We start from the raw sequence: 15,511 nt of genomic DNA on the forward strand, positions 1-15,511 counted from the left end.
AAGCAAGAGGTCATGAGCGTGGCATTGGATGTTGTCTACATCGCGCTGATGTGCTTCCTCATCGTGCTCATCTTCCGGTTGGTCATGGATTACGTCTTCCAGTTCGCCCGCTCGTGGCAACCCGGCAAGGCGATGGTGGTCGTTCTTGAGGCCACCTACACTGTCACTGATCCACCGCTCAAGCTTCTGCGGCGGTTCATTCCGCCGCTGCGTCTCGGGGGCGTGGCGCTCGACCTGTCCTTCTTCGTACTGATGATCATCGTCTACATCCTGATCTCGATCGTGAGCCGGCTGTGATGAGCGATGTGACCTATCCGTCTTGCCGAATGCCGACGACTACGTTGAGGTGAAGAGATGCCGTTGACCCCCGAGGACGTGCGGAACAAGCAGTTCACGACCGTCCGCCTCCGAGAAGGCTATGACGAGGACGAGGTCGATGCCTTCCTCGACGAGGTCGAAGCCGAACTGACCCGCCTGCTCCGCGAGAACGAGGATCTGCGCGCCAAACTGGCTGCGGCCACGCGCGCTGCCGCGCAGAACCAGCAGAACATGCGCAAGCCTCCGGAGCAGCAGCAGGACCAGCAACAGCAGCAGCAACAACAGCAGCAACAGCAGCAGCAGGGCATGCGCGGTCCGGGTGGTCCTGTCCCCGCCGGCATATCGGGCCCGCCGCAGCAGCAGATGGGTGGCCCCATGGGTGGTCCGCCCCAGCTGCCGAGCGGTGCCCCGCAGCTGCCCGCCGGTCCCGGCGGTCAGGGCGGCCCCCAGGGTCCCGGCCCGATGGGTCAGGGCCCGGGCCCGATGGGCCAGCCCCCGATGCAGCAGCAGATGGGTGGCCCGATGGGTGGCCCCATGGGCGGTCCGATGGGCGGCCCCGGCCAGGGAGGCCCCGGTGGCGACAGCGCCGCCCGTGTCCTCTCGCTGGCTCAGCAGACCGCCGACCAGGCGATCGCGGAGGCCCGTTCCGAGGCCAACAAGATCGTGGGCGAGGCGCGTTCGCGTGCCGAGGGTCTGGAGCGTGACGCCCGTGCCAAGGCCGACGCCCTGGAGCGGGACGCGCAGGAGAAGCACCGCGTCGCGATGGGCTCCCTGGAGTCCGCTCGCGCCACGCTGGAGCGCAAGGTCGAGGACCTGCGCGGCTTCGAGCGCGAGTACCGCACGCGCCTGAAGTCGTACCTGGAGTCGCAGCTGCGTCAGCTGGAGACTCAGGCCGACGACTCGCTGGCTCCGCCGCGCACTCCGGCGGCCGCGTCCCTGCCGCCGTCCCCGGCGCCTTCCATGGCTCCGGCCGGCGCGAGCGCTCCGTCGTACGGCGGTGGCAACCAGACGATGGGCGGTCCCCCCTCGCCGTCCGGTCCGTCCTACGGCGGTCAGCAGCAGATGTCCCCGGCGATGACCCAGCCGATGGCGCCGGTGCGTCCGCAGGGCCCGTCGCCGATGGGCCAGGCACCCTCGCCCATGCGAGGCTTCCTGATCGACGAGGACGACAACTGAAGGCCTGATGGCCAGTAGTACGGCGTAGACGTCGGCAGCGTTCAGGGCGAGGCCCCGGGTCACCACCCGGGGCCTCGCCCTTTTGCCCGGCGCGTTCGTGCCCGCGCAACCGCGTTCGTGCGTACGCAACCGTGTTCTGCGCACGCAACGCCGAAGGCCCGGACCCACCAAGATCTTTGGCGGGTCCGGGCCTTCGGCCTGAGGATTACGCCTTGCGCAGGCGGAACGTCAGCGTCAGCCCCTCGTCGGTGAAGGGCTCGCCGTAGGTGTCGTCCGCCTCGCCCTGGGCGAAGTCCGTGGCGAGGACTTCGTCGGCGATCAGCGGGGCGTGCTCGGTCAGTGCCTCGGTGACGGCCGGGTCGGCCGCCGTCCAGCGCAGCGCGATGCGGTCGGCCACATCGAGGCCGCTGTTCTTGCGGGCCTCCTGGATCAGGCGGATCGCGTCACGGGCCAGGCCCGCACGGCGCAGCTCCTCGGTGATCTCCAGGTCCAGGGCGACCGTCGCGCCCGAGTCGGAGGCCACCGACCACCCCTCGCGGGGGGTCTCCGTGATGATGACCTCGTCGGGAGCCAGCGTGACGGTCTCGCCGTCGACCTCGACCGCCGCCGTGCCGTCGCGCAGGGCCAGGGACAGGGCGGCCGCGTCGGCGTTCGCGACAGCCTTGGCCACGTCCTGGACGCGCTTGCCGAACCGCTTGCCCAGCGCGCGGAAGTTGGCCTTCGCCGTGGTGTCGACCAGGCTGCCGCCGACCTCGCTGAGCGTCGCCAGGGACTCGACGTTCAGCTCCTCCGTGATCTGCGTGCGCAGTTCGGAGTCCAGCGTCTCGAAGCCGGTCGCGGCGATCAGCGCGCGGGAGAGCGGCTGACGCGTCTTGACACCCGACTCCGCACGCGTGGCACGGCCGAGCTCCACCAGGCGGCGCACCAGCACCATCTGCTTCGACAGCTCCGGGTCGATGGCGGTGAGGTCCGACTCGGGCCAGGACGACAGGTGGACCGACTCGGGGGCGCCCGGGGTGACCGGGACGATCAGGTCCTGCCACACCCGCTCGGCGATGAACGGGGTCAGCGGGGCCATCAGCTGCGTGACCGTCTCGACGACCTCGTGCAGCGTGCGCAGAGCCGCCTTGTCGCCCTGCCAGAAGCGGCGACGGGAGCGGCGCACGTACCAGTTGGACAGGTCGTCGACGAACGCGGACAGCAGCTTGCCGGCGCGCTGGGTGTCGTAGGCGTCGAGGGCCTGGGTGACCTGGTCGGTGAGCGCGTGCAGTTCGGACAGCAGCCAGCGGTCCAGGACCGGGCGGTCGGCGGGGGCCGGGTCGGCCCCGGAGGGGGCCCAGCCCGTCGTACGGGCGTACAGGGCCTGGAAGGCGACCGTGTTCCAGTACGTCAGGAGGGTCTTGCGGACGACCTCCTGGATCGTGCCGTGGCCCACGCGGCGGGCCGCCCAGGGGGAGCCGCCGGCCGCCATGAACCAGCGGACCGCGTCCGCGCCGTGCCGGTCCATGAGCGGGATGGGGTCCAGGGTGTTGCCCAGGTGCTTGGACATCTTGCGGCCGTCCTCGGCGAGGATGTGGCCGAGGCAGACGACGTTCTCGTAGGACGACTTGTCGAAGACGAGCGTGCCGACGGCCATCAGCGTGTAGAACCAGCCGCGGGTCTGGTCGATGGCCTCGCAGATGAACTGCGCCGGGTAACGCGCCTCGAACAGTTCCTTGTTCTTGTACGGGTAGCCCCACTGCGCGAACGGCATCGAACCCGAGTCGTACCAGGCGTCGATCACCTCGGGCACGCGGGTGGCCGTCTTCCCGCAGCCGTCCTGGGGACAGGCGAACGTGACGTCGTCGATGAACGGGCGGTGCGGGTCCAGGCCCGACTGGTCGGTGCCGGTCAGCTCGGTCAGCTCGGTGAGGGAGCCGACGCAGGTGAGGTGGTCGTCCTCGCAGCGCCAGATCGGCAGCGGGGTGCCCCAGTAGCGGTTGCGGGACAGCGCCCAGTCGATGTTGTTGTTCAGCCAGTCGCCGTACCGGCCGTTCTTGACCGTGTCCGGGAACCAGTTGGTGCCCTCGTTCTCCGCGAGGAGGCGGTCCTTGATCGCCGTGGTGCGGATGTACCAGGAGGGCTGGGCGTAGTAGAGCAGCGCGGTGTGGCAGCGCCAGCAGTGCGGGTAGCTGTGCTCGTACGGGATGTGCTTGAAGAGCAGGCCGCGCTGCTGGAGGTCCTCGGTGAGCTTTTCGTCCGCCTTCTTGAAGAAGACGCCGCCGACGAGCGGGACGTCCGCCTCGAAGGTGCCGTCGGGGCGAACCGGGTTCACGACCGGCAGGCCGTAGGAGCGGCAGACCTTGAGGTCGTCCTCACCGAAGGCGGGGGACTGGTGGACCAGGCCCGTGCCGTCCTCGGTCGTGACGTAGTCGGCGTTGACGACGAAGTGCGCCGGCTCCGGGAACTCCACCAGCTCGAACGGGCGCTGGTACGTCCAGCGCTCCATCTCGGCACCGGTGAAGGACTGGCCGGTGGTCTCCCAGCCCTCGCCGAGGGCCTTGGCGACGAGGGGCTCGGCGACGACGAGCTTTTCCGAACCTTCCGGGCCCTTCGTCGCGACGACGTAGGTGACCTCGGGGTGGGCGGCGACCGCCGTGTTGGAGACCAGGGTCCAGGGCGTGGTCGTCCACACCAGGAGCGCGGCCTCGCCGGCGAGCGGGCCGGAGGTGAGCGGGAAGCGGACGAAGACCGACGGGTCGACGACCGTCTCGTAACCCTGCGCCAGTTCGTGGTCCGACAGGCCCGTGCCGCAGCGGGGGCACCAGGGAGCGACGCGGTGGTCCTGGACCAGCAGGCCCTTGCCGAAGATCTCCTTCAGCGACCACCAGACCGACTCGATGTACTCGGGGTCCATCGTGCGGTACGGGTCGTTCAGGTCGGTCCAGTAGCCCATGCGGGTCGTGAGCTCTTCGAAGGCGTCCGTGTGCCGGGTCACCGACTCGCGGCACTTCGCGTTGAACTCGGCGATGCCGTACCTCTCGATGTCCTGCTTGCCGGAGAAGCCGAGCTCCTTCTCGACGGCGAGCTCCACCGGGAGGCCGTGGCAGTCCCAGCCGGCCTTGCGGGCCACGTGGTAGCCGCGCATGGTGCGGAAGCGCGGGAAGACGTCCTTGAAGACACGCGCCTCGATGTGGTGGGCGCCGGGCATGCCGTTGGCGGTGGGCGGGCCCTCGTAGAACACCCACTCGGGGCGGCCCTCGGACTGCTCCAGGCTCTGGGCGAAGATCTTCTGCTCGCGCCAGAAGTCGAGCACGGCGTGCTCGAGGGCGGGCAGGTCGACCTGGGCGGGCACCTGGCGGTACGTCGGCGATGTCATCAGCGGGCTTCCTCCGGCGGACTTGCTGCCTTCCGTCCGGAGGGACGAGAGCTTCGTCTGTGCCTTGCGCCGCCGTCGGCGCGCTCCCGCGGTACCACCCTCCTTGGCCCTCCGGCACGGGGTGTGTGCCGGCGAGCCCCCTCATTGGGGTCGCGATGCCGGTTCTACTGGCCCTCCTGGCCCGTGGGCGGTACCCACTGTCCAAGGCGTTCTTCCGGCGGCTCCGGGGTGATCTTCACGTCGCGCTCGCCCCCGGGCTTCCACCGTCCCCGGGTCGCTCTGGGCTGCGTACGCCGCTACTCGTCCCCATCCACGCTTTTCGCTTCGCCCAGTGTACGGCGCCGGGCGGACAGCGGCCGACCGCTTTTCGGTGCCGCCGGGGGCCGGGTGGCGCGCGGAGTGTCTTATGGGTTTGATGACCCGAATAGCGTGGTATGCGTGTTCGGATCCTGGGACGTCCCGCCTGACGGATTACCGGGCGGGGAGCTGGGCACAACGGATGCATGCTCGCCGCGCGGCGTGCGCGAGGCGGGCGAATCGGGCGGTGTGCCCCGTTGCCGCGGGACTCGAGTCGATTTATCGTCCCAGCACGATTCGGGAGCAAGATCACAATATGCGAAGGGGCCGCGGCCATGGTGGCGAAGAAGACCGCCGTACAGCAGCCGGCGTCCGGCAGGTCCGCGGAGGCCTCCGGTGGTGCGGCCAAGGACGTGGGCGGGAAGAAGTCCGCGCAGGGGGGCTCGGCGGGGAGGGCGGTGGCGGGGGCCGGAGCGAAGGCGAGCGGGGGACCGAAGGGGGCGAAGGCGGCGGTGAGGAAGGTGACGGCGAGGAAGGCCGTGGCCGAGGAGACCGTGGCCAGGGAGGCGGCAGCCGAGAAGGCGGCGACGGAGAGGGCGGCGGTGAAGGCCGGGACCGGGAAGGCGCCGGCCAGGGAGGCGGCAGCCGAGAAGGCGGCGACGGAGAGGGCGGCGGTGAAGGCCGGGACCGGGAAGGCGCCGGCCAGGAAGGCGGCAGCGAAGAAGGCCGGGACCGAGAAGGCATCGGTCAAGGCGCCGGCCAGGAAGGCGGCCAAGACGGCGGCCGGGAAAGCGGCCGGGAAGAAGGCAACGGCGAAGAAACCCGCCGCCGAGAAGGCCCCGGTCGAGAAGGCCCCGGCCACGGCCAGAGCCACGGCCACCTCCAGGAAGGCGGCCGCCGCCGGTGAGGGGGCGGCCGTCAGGAAACCGGCCCCCCGGAAGGCGGCGGACAAAAAGGCCACGGCCGGGCAGGCCGCCGACGGCAAGGCGAAGGCCGGGGAGGCCGTCGCCGCGAGGAAGGGCGCCGAGGACGTTGCCCGGCAGGGCGCCGCAGGCACGAGCACCACCACGAAGGGCGCGACCGGGAAGGGCACCGCCCGGACCGGAGCGGTCACACAGGACACGGCCGGGAGCAGCACGGCCAAGAAAGCGGGTGCGGCCGAGGCCGCGCAGCAGACGGGAGCGACGACGGTGGGCGCGAAGAAGACTCCTGGCACAGCCACGGCGGCCAAGACCGCGGTGCCGAAGGCACGGGGCGCGGTCGAGCCCGGTGAGCTCGCGGTACGCCCGGGTGAGGACCCCTGGACGGCGGAGGAGGTCGAGGAGGCACGGTCGGAGCTGATGTCCGAGGAGGCGCGGCTGCGGGAGGAGATCACGTCGTCGGAGCGGTCGCTGGCCGGTCTGATGCGGGACTCCGGGGACGGCGCCGGGCACGACGAGGCGGACACCGGCAGCAAGAACATCACGCGTGAGCACGAGCTGGCCCTGGCCGCAAACGCGCGCGAGATGCTCGTCCAGACCGAGCGTGCCCTGGGACGCCTCGACTCGGGCACCTACGGCCTGTGCGAGAACTGCGGCAACCCCATCGGGAAGGCCCGGATGCAGGCCTTCCCGCGGGCGACGCTGTGCGTGGAGTGCAAGCAGAAGCAGGAACGCCGGTACTGACCGGCGCCGAATGCCTCCTGAGCACGTGCGTCGAGCAGCGGGTGTCGTACCCTCGTCCCGGGGCCTGTCCGACACATGCCCGCCCGCCCCGCGACGCCCGGCACGCACTCCCCCGAGTTCTTCGGGCAGGGGGACCCCAGCCGCGTTGCCGAACCGCCCACGTGGCATCGCCACGAGAGCGCTCCGGCGCCTTGCGATCGCACGCACCGGACGCCGCGGGGCCCGCCCTGCGGGCGGACGACGGGAACGTGTCGGACAGGCCCGGGTCAGGCACCTAGGCGAGGGACTCACGTGGCAGAGGCGGAGCGCATCATCGGTACGCCGGACACACCGGACGCGTCCGGGGACGGGCAGGAGCGGCCCGGCTCCGAGGGCGCCGGCGCCCCGGCCGGCGAGTCCGGTACCGACGCGGCGGCCGCGGCGGCCGCCGGGGCGTCCACCGCCGGCGAGCCCGAGGCCGCGACCGGCCCGGCCCGGGGCAGACGCCGGATCGCGGTGCTGTTGGCGGTGTCCCTGTTCACCTACGCCCTCGACCTGATCAGCAAGATGATCGTGGTGGCCAAGCTGGAGCACCACCCGCCGATCGAGATCATCGGGGACTGGCTGAAGTTCGAGGCGATCCGCAACGCGGGCGCTGCCTTCGGCTTCGGCGAGGCCTTCACGGTGATCTTCACCATGATCGCGGCGGCGGTGATCGTGGTGATCGTCCGGCTGGCCCGCAAGCTCTACAGCCTGCCCTGGGCGATCGCGCTGGGCCTGCTGCTCGGCGGTGCGCTGGGCAACCTCACCGACCGGATCTTCCGGGCGCCGGGTGTCTTCGAGGGCGCGGTCGTGGACTTCATCGCGCCCAAGCACTTCGCCGTCTTCAACCTGGCCGACTCGGCGATCGTCTGCGGAGGCATCCTGATCGTGCTGCTGTCGTTCAAGGGACTCGATCCGGACGGGACCGTCCACAAGGACTGAGCGCGCGTACAGCCCCGGCGGAGCCGTCCGGCATACTCGACGGGTGAGCACGATTCCCGAGATCCGTACCCTGCCCGTGCCCGACGGCCTGGAGGGCGAGCGCGTCGACGCCGCCATCTCCCGCATGTTCGGCTTCTCCCGGACCAAGGCGGCCGAGCTCGCCGCCGCGGGGAAGGTCATGGTCGACGGGTCGGTGGTCGGCAAGTCGGAGCGTGTGCACGGCGGCGCCTGGCTGGAGGTCGAGATGCCGCAGGCGCCCGCGCCGGTGCAGGTGGTGGCCGAGCCGGTCGAGGGCATGGAGATCGTGCACGACGACGATGACGTGGTCGTCATCGTCAAGCCGGTCGGTGTGGCCGCGCACCCGTCGCCGGGCTGGGCCGGGCCGACCGTCATCGGCGGCCTCGCCGCCGCCGGGTACCGGATCTCGACGTCCGGGGCCGCCGAGCGCCAGGGCATCGTGCACCGGCTCGACGTGGGCACGTCGGGGCTGATGGTCGTCGCCAAGTCGGAGTACGCGTACACGTCGCTGAAGCGCCAGTTCAAGGAGCGCACGGTCGACAAGCGGTACCACACGCTCGTCCAGGGCCACCCCGACCCGATGAGCGGCACCATCGACGCGCCCGTCGGACGGCACCCGCAGCACGACTACAAGTGGGCGGTCACCGCCGAGGGCAAGCCGTCCGTCACGCACTACGACCTGATCGAGGCCTTCCGCGCGGCGTCCCTGCTCGACGTGAAGCTGGAGACCGGCCGCACCCACCAGATCCGCGTCCACATGGCCGCCCACCGGCACCCCTGCGTCGGCGACCTGACGTACGGCGCGGACCCGACGCTCGCCAAGCGCCTCCGGCTGACCCGCCAGTGGCTGCACGCGGTGCGGCTCGGCTTCGAGCACCCCGGGGACGGGCAGTGGGCGGAGTTCTCCTGCGACTACCCGGAGGACCTGCGCAGCGCCCTGGACCAGGTCCGGGAGGAGACGTACGCGTGAGCACCGGGACGTACGTCGTGCGGGTCGCCGAGGATCCGGCCGACCGCGAGGCGTGCTTCGCGGTCCGCAAGGAGGTCTTCGTCGGCGAGCAGGGTGTGCCGGAGGACCTGGAGTACGACGCGTACGACGCGGGGGCCGTCCATGTGCTGGCGGTCCGGGAGGACGGCGCGCCGCTCGGGACCGGGCGGCTGCTGCACGGCGACGCGGCCGTGGCGCAGACCGGCGTCGGCCCGTCCGTGGGCTGTCTCGGCCGGCTCGCCGTGACGGGTCACGCGCGCGGGCTCGGTGTCGGCGTCGCTCTCGTGCGGGCCCTCGAGGACGCGGCACGCGCGCGTGGGCTCGCGGCCATGGATCTGCACGCGCAGACCCACGCACGGGGCTTCTACGAGCGGCTCGGCTACGAACCGTATGGACCGGAGTACCTGGAAGCGGGCATTCCGCACCAGGGGATGCGGCGTTCGCTCTAGCCCGTCGTGGCAGGTGCCGGAACGGTTTGCCCCGGGAGTTGCGTGGCACGCTTGAGATCAGTCGTGTGAACGCTGACCTTCCGGAGCGCTGACCGTGGATCAGTTGGCCCTGCTGTTCGTGCTGCTGCTCGGGGCCGTGATCAGCGTCCCGGTCGGTGACCGGCTCGGGGTGCCCGCGCCGGTGCTGATGACGCTCCTGGGCATCGTCCTCGCGCTGCTCGAGTTCGTGCCGAACGTCGAGATCCCGCCGGACCTGATCCTGCCGCTGCTGCTGCCGCCCCTGCTGTACGCCGCCGTACGGCGCACGTCCTGGCGGCAGTTCGCAGCGAACAAGAGACCCATCTTCCTGCTGGCCGTGGCGCTGGTGTTCGTCACCATGGCCTGCGTGGCCGCCGCCGCCGACGCCATCGTCCCGGGCCTGCCGCTCGCCGCGGCGTTCGCGCTCGGCGCCCTGGTCGCACCCCCGGACCCGGTCGCGGCGACCGCCGTCGCCGGGCAGTTGGGACTGCCGCGCCGGCTGGTGTCGATCCTGGAGGGCGAGGGGCTCTTCAACGACGTGACGGCCATCGTCCTCTACCACGTGGCCATCGCCGCCGCCGTCAGCGGGACGTTCTCGCCCTGGCAGGCCGGGTTCGACCTGGTGCTGTCGGCCGTGGTGGCGGTGGCCGTGGGCCTGGTGCTGGGCTGGGGCGCGAACAAGCTGATGGACGTGCTCGGCGACGCGACCCTGCAGATCGGGCTGACCCTGCTGGTGCCGTACGCCTCCTACGTCATGGCCGAGGAACTGCACGGGTCCGGGGTGCTCGCCGTGCTCACCACCGCGCTGTTCCTCGCGGAGTACGGCTCGGACGCCGACGACGTCATGACACGGCTGACCGGGCACACGTTCTGGAACATCGTCGACACCCTCGTCACCGGCGTCGCGTTCGGGCTGGTCGGGCTGGAACTGCACAACGCCCTGCGCACCGCGGAGGGCCGCTGGGGCCAGTTGCTCGGCTGGGCGGCGATCATGGTGTGCGTGGTCGTGTTCGTGCGGCTGCTGTGGCTGTTGCCGGCGACCTGGCTGACCAAGCGGCTGCACGCGCGGCGGGACTACGACGAGGACATCCCGGTGAGCTGGCGCGAGACCGTGGTCATGTGGTGGGCGGGGATGCGGGGGGTCGCCTCCGTCGCGCTGGTGCTGGCGATTCCTCTGGAGACCGAAGCGGGCCGGCCGTTCCCCAGCCGGGACGAGATCATCTTCGTCGCGTTCGGGGTGATCATGGCGACGCTCGTGGTGCAGGGGCTGACGCTGCCCTGGCTGGTGCGGCGGCTCGGGGTGAAGGCCGACACGGACCACGAGAGGGAGCTCGCGAAGACGCTGGCCGTCCGGGCGTCGAAGGCGGCGAAGCGGAGGCTGCGGGAGATCGAGGGGACCGAGGAACTGCCGGAGGAGCTGTCCGAGCAGATGCTGCGGCGGGCCTACGACATCGGAGTGCGGATCAGCCCCGAACTGGCGGAGGACGAGCGGCGGGAGGTGTACCGGGAGGGGGCCCGGCGGGTGAAGCGGGTACGCCGGATCCAGCAGGAGATGCTGAGCGCGGCGCGGCACGAGGTGCTGGCGGCGCGGAGTGAACCGGGGGCGGATCCCGAGGTGGTGGACCGGGTGCTGCGGCACCTCGACGTCCGTAGCCTGCGGTGACCTGCCCCCGGTGACCGCCCTTGCCCGCCGTCGGCCGGCGGACACGGGCGGTCACTTGACGGCGGTCGGCCGGGGCGTCATAAGGTCGCTCATATGGTACGAAACGTGGTAATCAGTGGCGGAGGCACGGGAATTGGACTCGCGGCGGCTCGGGTGTTCGCCGCGGGCGGAGATCGGGTGCTGCTGCTCGGGCGGCGCGCCGAGGTGCTGGAGAAGGCCGGGGTGCCGGGCGCGCTGACCCATGCGGCCGATCTCGCCGAGCCCGAGCACGTGCGGGGCGTCGCCGGGTTCGTGGAGCGGGAGTTCGGGGCCGTGGACGTGCTCGTGCACAGCGCCGGCGGCAGCGGGCTGCTCGAACCGGACGCCGGGGGCGACGATCCGCTCGAGGGCGTCGCCCATACGTGGACCGTGAACTTCCGGCTCAACACCCTGACGGCCGTCCTGCTCACCGAGGCGCTGAAGCCGCGGCTCGCCGAGCCCGGCGGGCGGGTGCTGTTCCTCAGCTCCATCGCCGCCTACCGGGGGTCCGGGAGCGGGGCGTACGCGGCCGCCAAGGCAGGGCTGCATCCGTACGCCCATGATCTGGCCCGGGAGCTGGGGCCGCGCGGCATCACCGTGAACGTGGTCGCGCCCGGCTACATCGAGGACACCGAGTTCTTCGGGGACGCGATGGCCGAGGAGCGGCGTGCGCGGCTCATCGGCGAGACCTCGAACGGGCGGGCCGGGACGCCCGGAGACGTCGCCGAGACCCTGCACTGGCTCGCCTCCCCGGGCGCCGGGCACATCACGTCCCAGATCATCCAGGTCAACGGCGGTGCCGAGCGCGGTCACTGACCGGGCCGACGCGAGGAGGAGCTGCCCGCGCTCGCGGGCAGCCCCTCCTGGTTGTGGGGTCGGCGCTCCCGTCAGAGCGGCCGCCGGCCCGTGCCGTCAGCGCTCCGGCCGGCTCGAACCGTGGAAGCGGCGCTTCTGGAGCGGCACGCCGTCCTGGGACGGGCGGTGGCCGTTGAGGGACGGCGGCAGGACCGCGTCCGCCGTGTTGACCCGGGGCAGGGCGTACGGATGCTCGTCGGCCAGCCAGCGGACCATCTGCTCGCGGACCGCGACCCGTACCGTCCAGATGTCGTCCGCGTCCTTCGCCGTTACCAGGGCCCGCACCTGCATGGTGTTCGGGGTGGTGTCCGTGACGGACAGGTTGTAGGCGCGGCCGTCCCACGCCGGGCACTCGCGCAGGATGTCGCGGAGCTTCTCGCGCATCGCGTCCAGGGGCGCCGCGTGGTCGACGTGCCAGAAGACGGTGCCGGTCATCTGCGGCGTGCCGCGCGACCAGTTCTCGAACGGCTTGGACGTGAAATACGACACCGGCATGGTGATCCGGCGTTCGTCCCAGGTGCGCACGGTCAGGAACGTCAGGGTGATCTCCTCCACCGTGCCCCACTCGCCGTCCACGACCACGGTGTCCCCGATGCGCACCATGTCGCCGAAGGCGATCTGGAACCCCGCGAACATGTTGCTCAGCGTGGACTGGGCGGCGACACCGGCGACGATGCCGAGGATGCCGGCCGAGGCCAGCAGCGAGGCCCCCGCCGCGCGGAACGCCGGGAACGTCAGCAGCATGCTCGCCGCGGCCACCACCCCGACGATCGCCGACACCACCCGCATGATCAGCGTCACCTGGGTGCGCACCCGGCGGACCCTGGCCGGGTCGCGGTGGGCCCGGGCGTTGGCGTACCGGCTGTACGACGACTCGACGATCGCCGACGCGATACGGATCACCAGCCAGGCGGCCGACCCGATCAGCACCAGGGTCAGCACCCGGCCGGCGGCCTCCTCGCGGCTCTCCAGCAGTTGTGCCTCGTCGTACGACCCCCTCAGCAGGGCCGCGCACAGCACGAGCTGGTAGGGGATGCGGCCACGGCGCAGCAGACCCCACAGCGGGGTCTCGTGGTGCCGTGCGTCGGCCTTGCGCAGCAGGAAGTCGGTGGCCCAGCCGATCGCCAGCGTGAGCACGACCGAGCCACCGACCACGATCAGCGGTCGTAGCAGGTTCTCCATGCCCCCGAACCTAACCGGCTCCCGGGGGCCATGAACATGTGACTTCGGCGGCATCCGGGGTAGTGCCGTGATCCCGGCCCGTCACACCCGGCTGGCACCATGGCCTCATGAACATCATGCTCTTCCACTCGACCCATGGACTGCGGCCCGCGGTGCTCCAGGCAGCTGACCGGCTGCGCTCGGCCGGACACGAGGTGTGGACGCCCGACCTCTTCGAGGGGCGCACGTTCGAGGCGGTCGAGGAGGGCATGGAGCACAAGGAGAAGATCGGCAAGGAGGAGCTGCTGAAGCGGGCCGTGCTGGCCGCCGCGCCCTACTCCGAGAGAGGGCTGGTGTACGCTGGGTTCGCGCTCGGCGCCTCCATCGCGCAGACCCTCGCCCTCGGCGACGACAAGGCGCGCGGTCTGCTGCTCCTGCACGGTACGTCGGACATCGCGCCGGGCGTCACGGCGGAGGACCTGCCGGTCCAGCTGCACGTGGCGGAGCCGGACCCCTTCGAGACGGACGACTGGCTCAGCGCCTGGTACCTCCAGATGGGCCGTACCGGCGCCGACGTCGAGGTGTACCGGTACAGGGGGGCCGGCCATCTCTACACCGACCCCGACCTGCCGGACTACGACGCCGAGGCCGCCGAGGCCACCTGGCGGGTGGCGCTCGGCTTCCTCGAGACTCTCTGAGCGGTCGTCGTCCGCACTTCTCCGGCGGTTCACCAGCGACGAGACGTGAGGCCTCCGGGGCCCGCCTGCGAAGTGACGTTGGTTACACCGGGTCGTGGACGCGCTCGACCTTCTGCGTGCCGCTGCGGGTGCGGTACGAGCGGACCCACTTGGTGGTCGCGTCGCGTTTCGTGCGGTCGGAGACGACGTAGTAGTCCATCTGCGCGCGCTCGGCGGTGATGTCCAGGACGCCGTAGCCGTGGCGGTCGGTGTCGACCCAGTGGACGTGCCGGTTGGCGGCGCGGATGACCGGAGCGGCGACCGCGGAGACCGTGCCCTGAGGGACCTTGACGATGTCGTCGAGGTTGTCCGAGGTGACCGAGGTGACGACGAACTCCGTGGCGGCCGACGGGGACAGCGGATACGTACCGGCGTTCACCGGCACGTCGTTGGCCCACGCCATGTGGATGTCACCGGTGAGGAAGACCGTGTTGCGGATCCCGTTCGCGCGCAGGTGCGCCAGGATCTCGCGGCGGTCGTCGGTGTAGCCGTCCCACTGGTCGGTGTTGAGGGCGAGGCCCTCCTGCGGCAGGCCCAGCAGCTTGGCCAGCGGCTTGAGCAGGTCGGCGGAGAGCGAACCGACGGCGAACGGCGAGATCATCACCGAGTTGCCGACCAGCCGCCAGGTGGTGTCGGAGGACTTGAGGCCCGCCTTGAGCCAGTCGAGCTGGGCGCGGCCGGTGAGCGTGCGGTCCGGGTCGTCCACTTCGCCGTTGCCGACCTCGACCTGCTGCGAGCGGAAGGAACGCAGGTCCAGCAGCGAGAGGTCGGCCAGCTTGCCGAAACGCAGCCGGCGGTAGGTGGTACCCGCGAGCGCCGGGCGCACCGGCATCCACTCGAAGTAGGCCTGCTTGGCGGCGGCCTGGCGGGCGGACCAGGCACCCTCCGCGCCCTCGGTGTGGTTCTCCGCGCCGCCCGACCAGGCGTCGTTGGCGACCTCGTGGTCGTCCCAGATCGCCACGACCGGGGCCGCCGCGTGCAGCGCCTGGAGGTCCGGGTCGGTCTTGTACCGCGCGTGCCGGACGCGGTAGTCGGCGAGCGTGACGATCTCGTGGGCCGGGGCGTGCGGGCGGACGACCGTGCCGCGGGTGCCGTACTCGCCGGTGCCGTACTCGTAGATGTAGTCGCCCAGGTGCAGCCAGGCGTCCAGGTCGCCGCGGGTGGCGAGGTGACGGTACGGGGAGAAGTAGCCGGCCTCCCAGTTGGCGCAGGAGACCACGCCGAAGCGGAGACCCGTGACGGCCGCGTCGGCCGCCGGGGCGGTACGGGTGCGCGCGGCGGGGGAGTCGGTGCCGCCGGCGGAGAAGCGGAACCAGTAGTCGGTGCCCGGCTCCAGGCCGCGGATGTCGGCCTTCACGGTGTGGTCGGAGGCGGCCGTCGCGGTGATGGAGCCCTTGGCGACGACGGTGCCGAACGCCTTGTCCCTGGCGACGATCCAGCTCACCTCGGTGTCCGGACCGAGCCCGGAGCCGGGTATCGCCTCCGGGACCGGGGTCACGCGGGTCCACAGCAGGATGCCGTCCGGCAACGGGTCACCGGAGGCGACGCCGTGCAGGAAGGCGGGCGCCTGGCCGACGGCGCGTGCGGGCAGGGTTACCGCCAGCGGCCCGGCCAGAACAGCGGACGCCGCCGCGGCCTTGACGACCGTACGGCGGCGCGGGGTGAGGGAGTTGAGGTCCTCTGACGTATTCGATGATCTGTATCGACTGGTCACGGACGATCAGGTTACTGATCGGTATGAACAAGAGGCGGGCGAACCCGCAAAGTTGGCCCGTTCTTCAGCGGACTGTCGCCGTCCGCGATCCTCGAGGGCTCACACCGGAACGGC

12 protein-coding genes are annotated in these 15,511 nt (G+C 71.3%); 9 read left to right on the forward strand and 3 right to left on the reverse strand.

Features of this window, described 5'->3' with window-relative positions; genetic code table 11:
* Positions 1 to 12: 12 nt before the first annotated feature.
* Both ACZ5TL_RS11245 and ACZ5TL_RS11250 read left to right on the forward strand, forming a co-directional pair.
* Complete coding sequence (locus ACZ5TL_RS11245) at positions 13 to 297, forward strand: YggT family protein (protein ID WP_468589164.1); 285 nt, start codon at positions 13 to 15, stop codon at positions 295 to 297.
* A 57-nt stretch (positions 298 to 354) separates the two neighbouring features.
* The gene (locus ACZ5TL_RS11250) at positions 355 to 1,494 is read left to right on the forward strand and encodes a DivIVA domain-containing protein (RefSeq protein ID WP_468589165.1); all 1,140 of its coding nucleotides are present in this window, start codon (positions 355 to 357) and stop codon (positions 1,492 to 1,494) included.
* Positions 1,495 to 1,699: 205 nt separating this feature from the next.
* On the opposite strand, the gene ileS is transcribed toward ACZ5TL_RS11250, so the two are convergent.
* Positions 1,700 to 4,852 carry an isoleucine--tRNA ligase gene (ileS, locus tag ACZ5TL_RS11255; RefSeq protein ID WP_468589166.1) on the reverse strand — a complete coding sequence of 1,051 codons (3,153 nt, stop codon included), beginning with the start codon at positions 4,850 to 4,852 and terminating at the stop codon, positions 1,700 to 1,702.
* A gap of 632 nt (positions 4,853 to 5,484) precedes the next feature.
* On the opposite strand from ileS, the gene ACZ5TL_RS11260 reads away from it, so the two are divergent.
* The 6 genes from ACZ5TL_RS11260 (at position 5,485) to ACZ5TL_RS11285 (ending at position 11,746) form a co-directional block, all read left to right on the forward strand.
* Positions 5,485 to 6,813, forward strand: a complete 1,329-nt coding sequence (locus tag ACZ5TL_RS11260; RefSeq protein WP_468589168.1) for a TraR/DksA family transcriptional regulator — start codon at positions 5,485 to 5,487, stop codon at positions 6,811 to 6,813.
* Between the two features lie 291 nt (positions 6,814 to 7,104).
* On the forward strand, positions 7,105 to 7,776 hold the full coding sequence (gene lspA, locus ACZ5TL_RS11265; RefSeq protein ID WP_468589169.1) for a signal peptidase II: 672 nt from the start codon (positions 7,105 to 7,107) through the stop codon (positions 7,774 to 7,776).
* Positions 7,777 to 7,819: 43 nt separating this feature from the next.
* The gene (locus tag ACZ5TL_RS11270; protein WP_468589170.1) at positions 7,820 to 8,764 is read left to right on the forward strand and encodes an RluA family pseudouridine synthase; all 945 of its coding nucleotides are present in this window, start codon (positions 7,820 to 7,822) and stop codon (positions 8,762 to 8,764) included.
* Positions 8,761 to 9,231, forward strand: coding sequence for a GNAT family N-acetyltransferase (locus ACZ5TL_RS11275; protein WP_468589171.1), 471 nt, complete (start codon positions 8,761 to 8,763; stop codon positions 9,229 to 9,231). Before ACZ5TL_RS11270 ends, ACZ5TL_RS11275 begins: the two co-directional genes overlap by 4 nt.
* Before the next feature lie 94 nt (positions 9,232 to 9,325).
* Complete coding sequence (locus tag ACZ5TL_RS11280) at positions 9,326 to 10,912, forward strand: Na+/H+ antiporter (protein WP_468589172.1); 1,587 nt, start codon at positions 9,326 to 9,328, stop codon at positions 10,910 to 10,912.
* 93 nt (positions 10,913 to 11,005) lie between these two features.
* Complete coding sequence (locus tag ACZ5TL_RS11285; protein ID WP_468589173.1) at positions 11,006 to 11,746, forward strand: SDR family NAD(P)-dependent oxidoreductase; 741 nt, start codon at positions 11,006 to 11,008, stop codon at positions 11,744 to 11,746.
* A 96-nt stretch (positions 11,747 to 11,842) separates the two neighbouring features.
* Here the strand turns inward: ACZ5TL_RS11285 and ACZ5TL_RS11290 are convergent, their stop codons facing one another.
* Positions 11,843 to 12,967, reverse strand: coding sequence for a mechanosensitive ion channel family protein (locus ACZ5TL_RS11290; RefSeq protein WP_468589175.1), 1,125 nt, complete (start codon positions 12,965 to 12,967; stop codon positions 11,843 to 11,845).
* 107 nt (positions 12,968 to 13,074) lie between these two features.
* Between ACZ5TL_RS11290 and ACZ5TL_RS11295 the strand changes: the two genes are divergently transcribed.
* Complete coding sequence (locus tag ACZ5TL_RS11295) at positions 13,075 to 13,644, forward strand: dienelactone hydrolase family protein (RefSeq protein ID WP_468589176.1); 570 nt, start codon at positions 13,075 to 13,077, stop codon at positions 13,642 to 13,644.
* Between the two features lie 82 nt (positions 13,645 to 13,726).
* Here ACZ5TL_RS11295 and ACZ5TL_RS11300 read toward each other — a convergent pair whose 3' ends face one another.
* Complete coding sequence (locus tag ACZ5TL_RS11300; protein ID WP_468589177.1) at positions 13,727 to 15,397, reverse strand: alkaline phosphatase D family protein; 1,671 nt, start codon at positions 15,395 to 15,397, stop codon at positions 13,727 to 13,729.
* Positions 15,398 to 15,511 lie beyond the last annotated feature (114 nt).

The sequence above is a fragment of the Streptomyces sp. NPDC033136 genome (assembly GCF_055578235.1).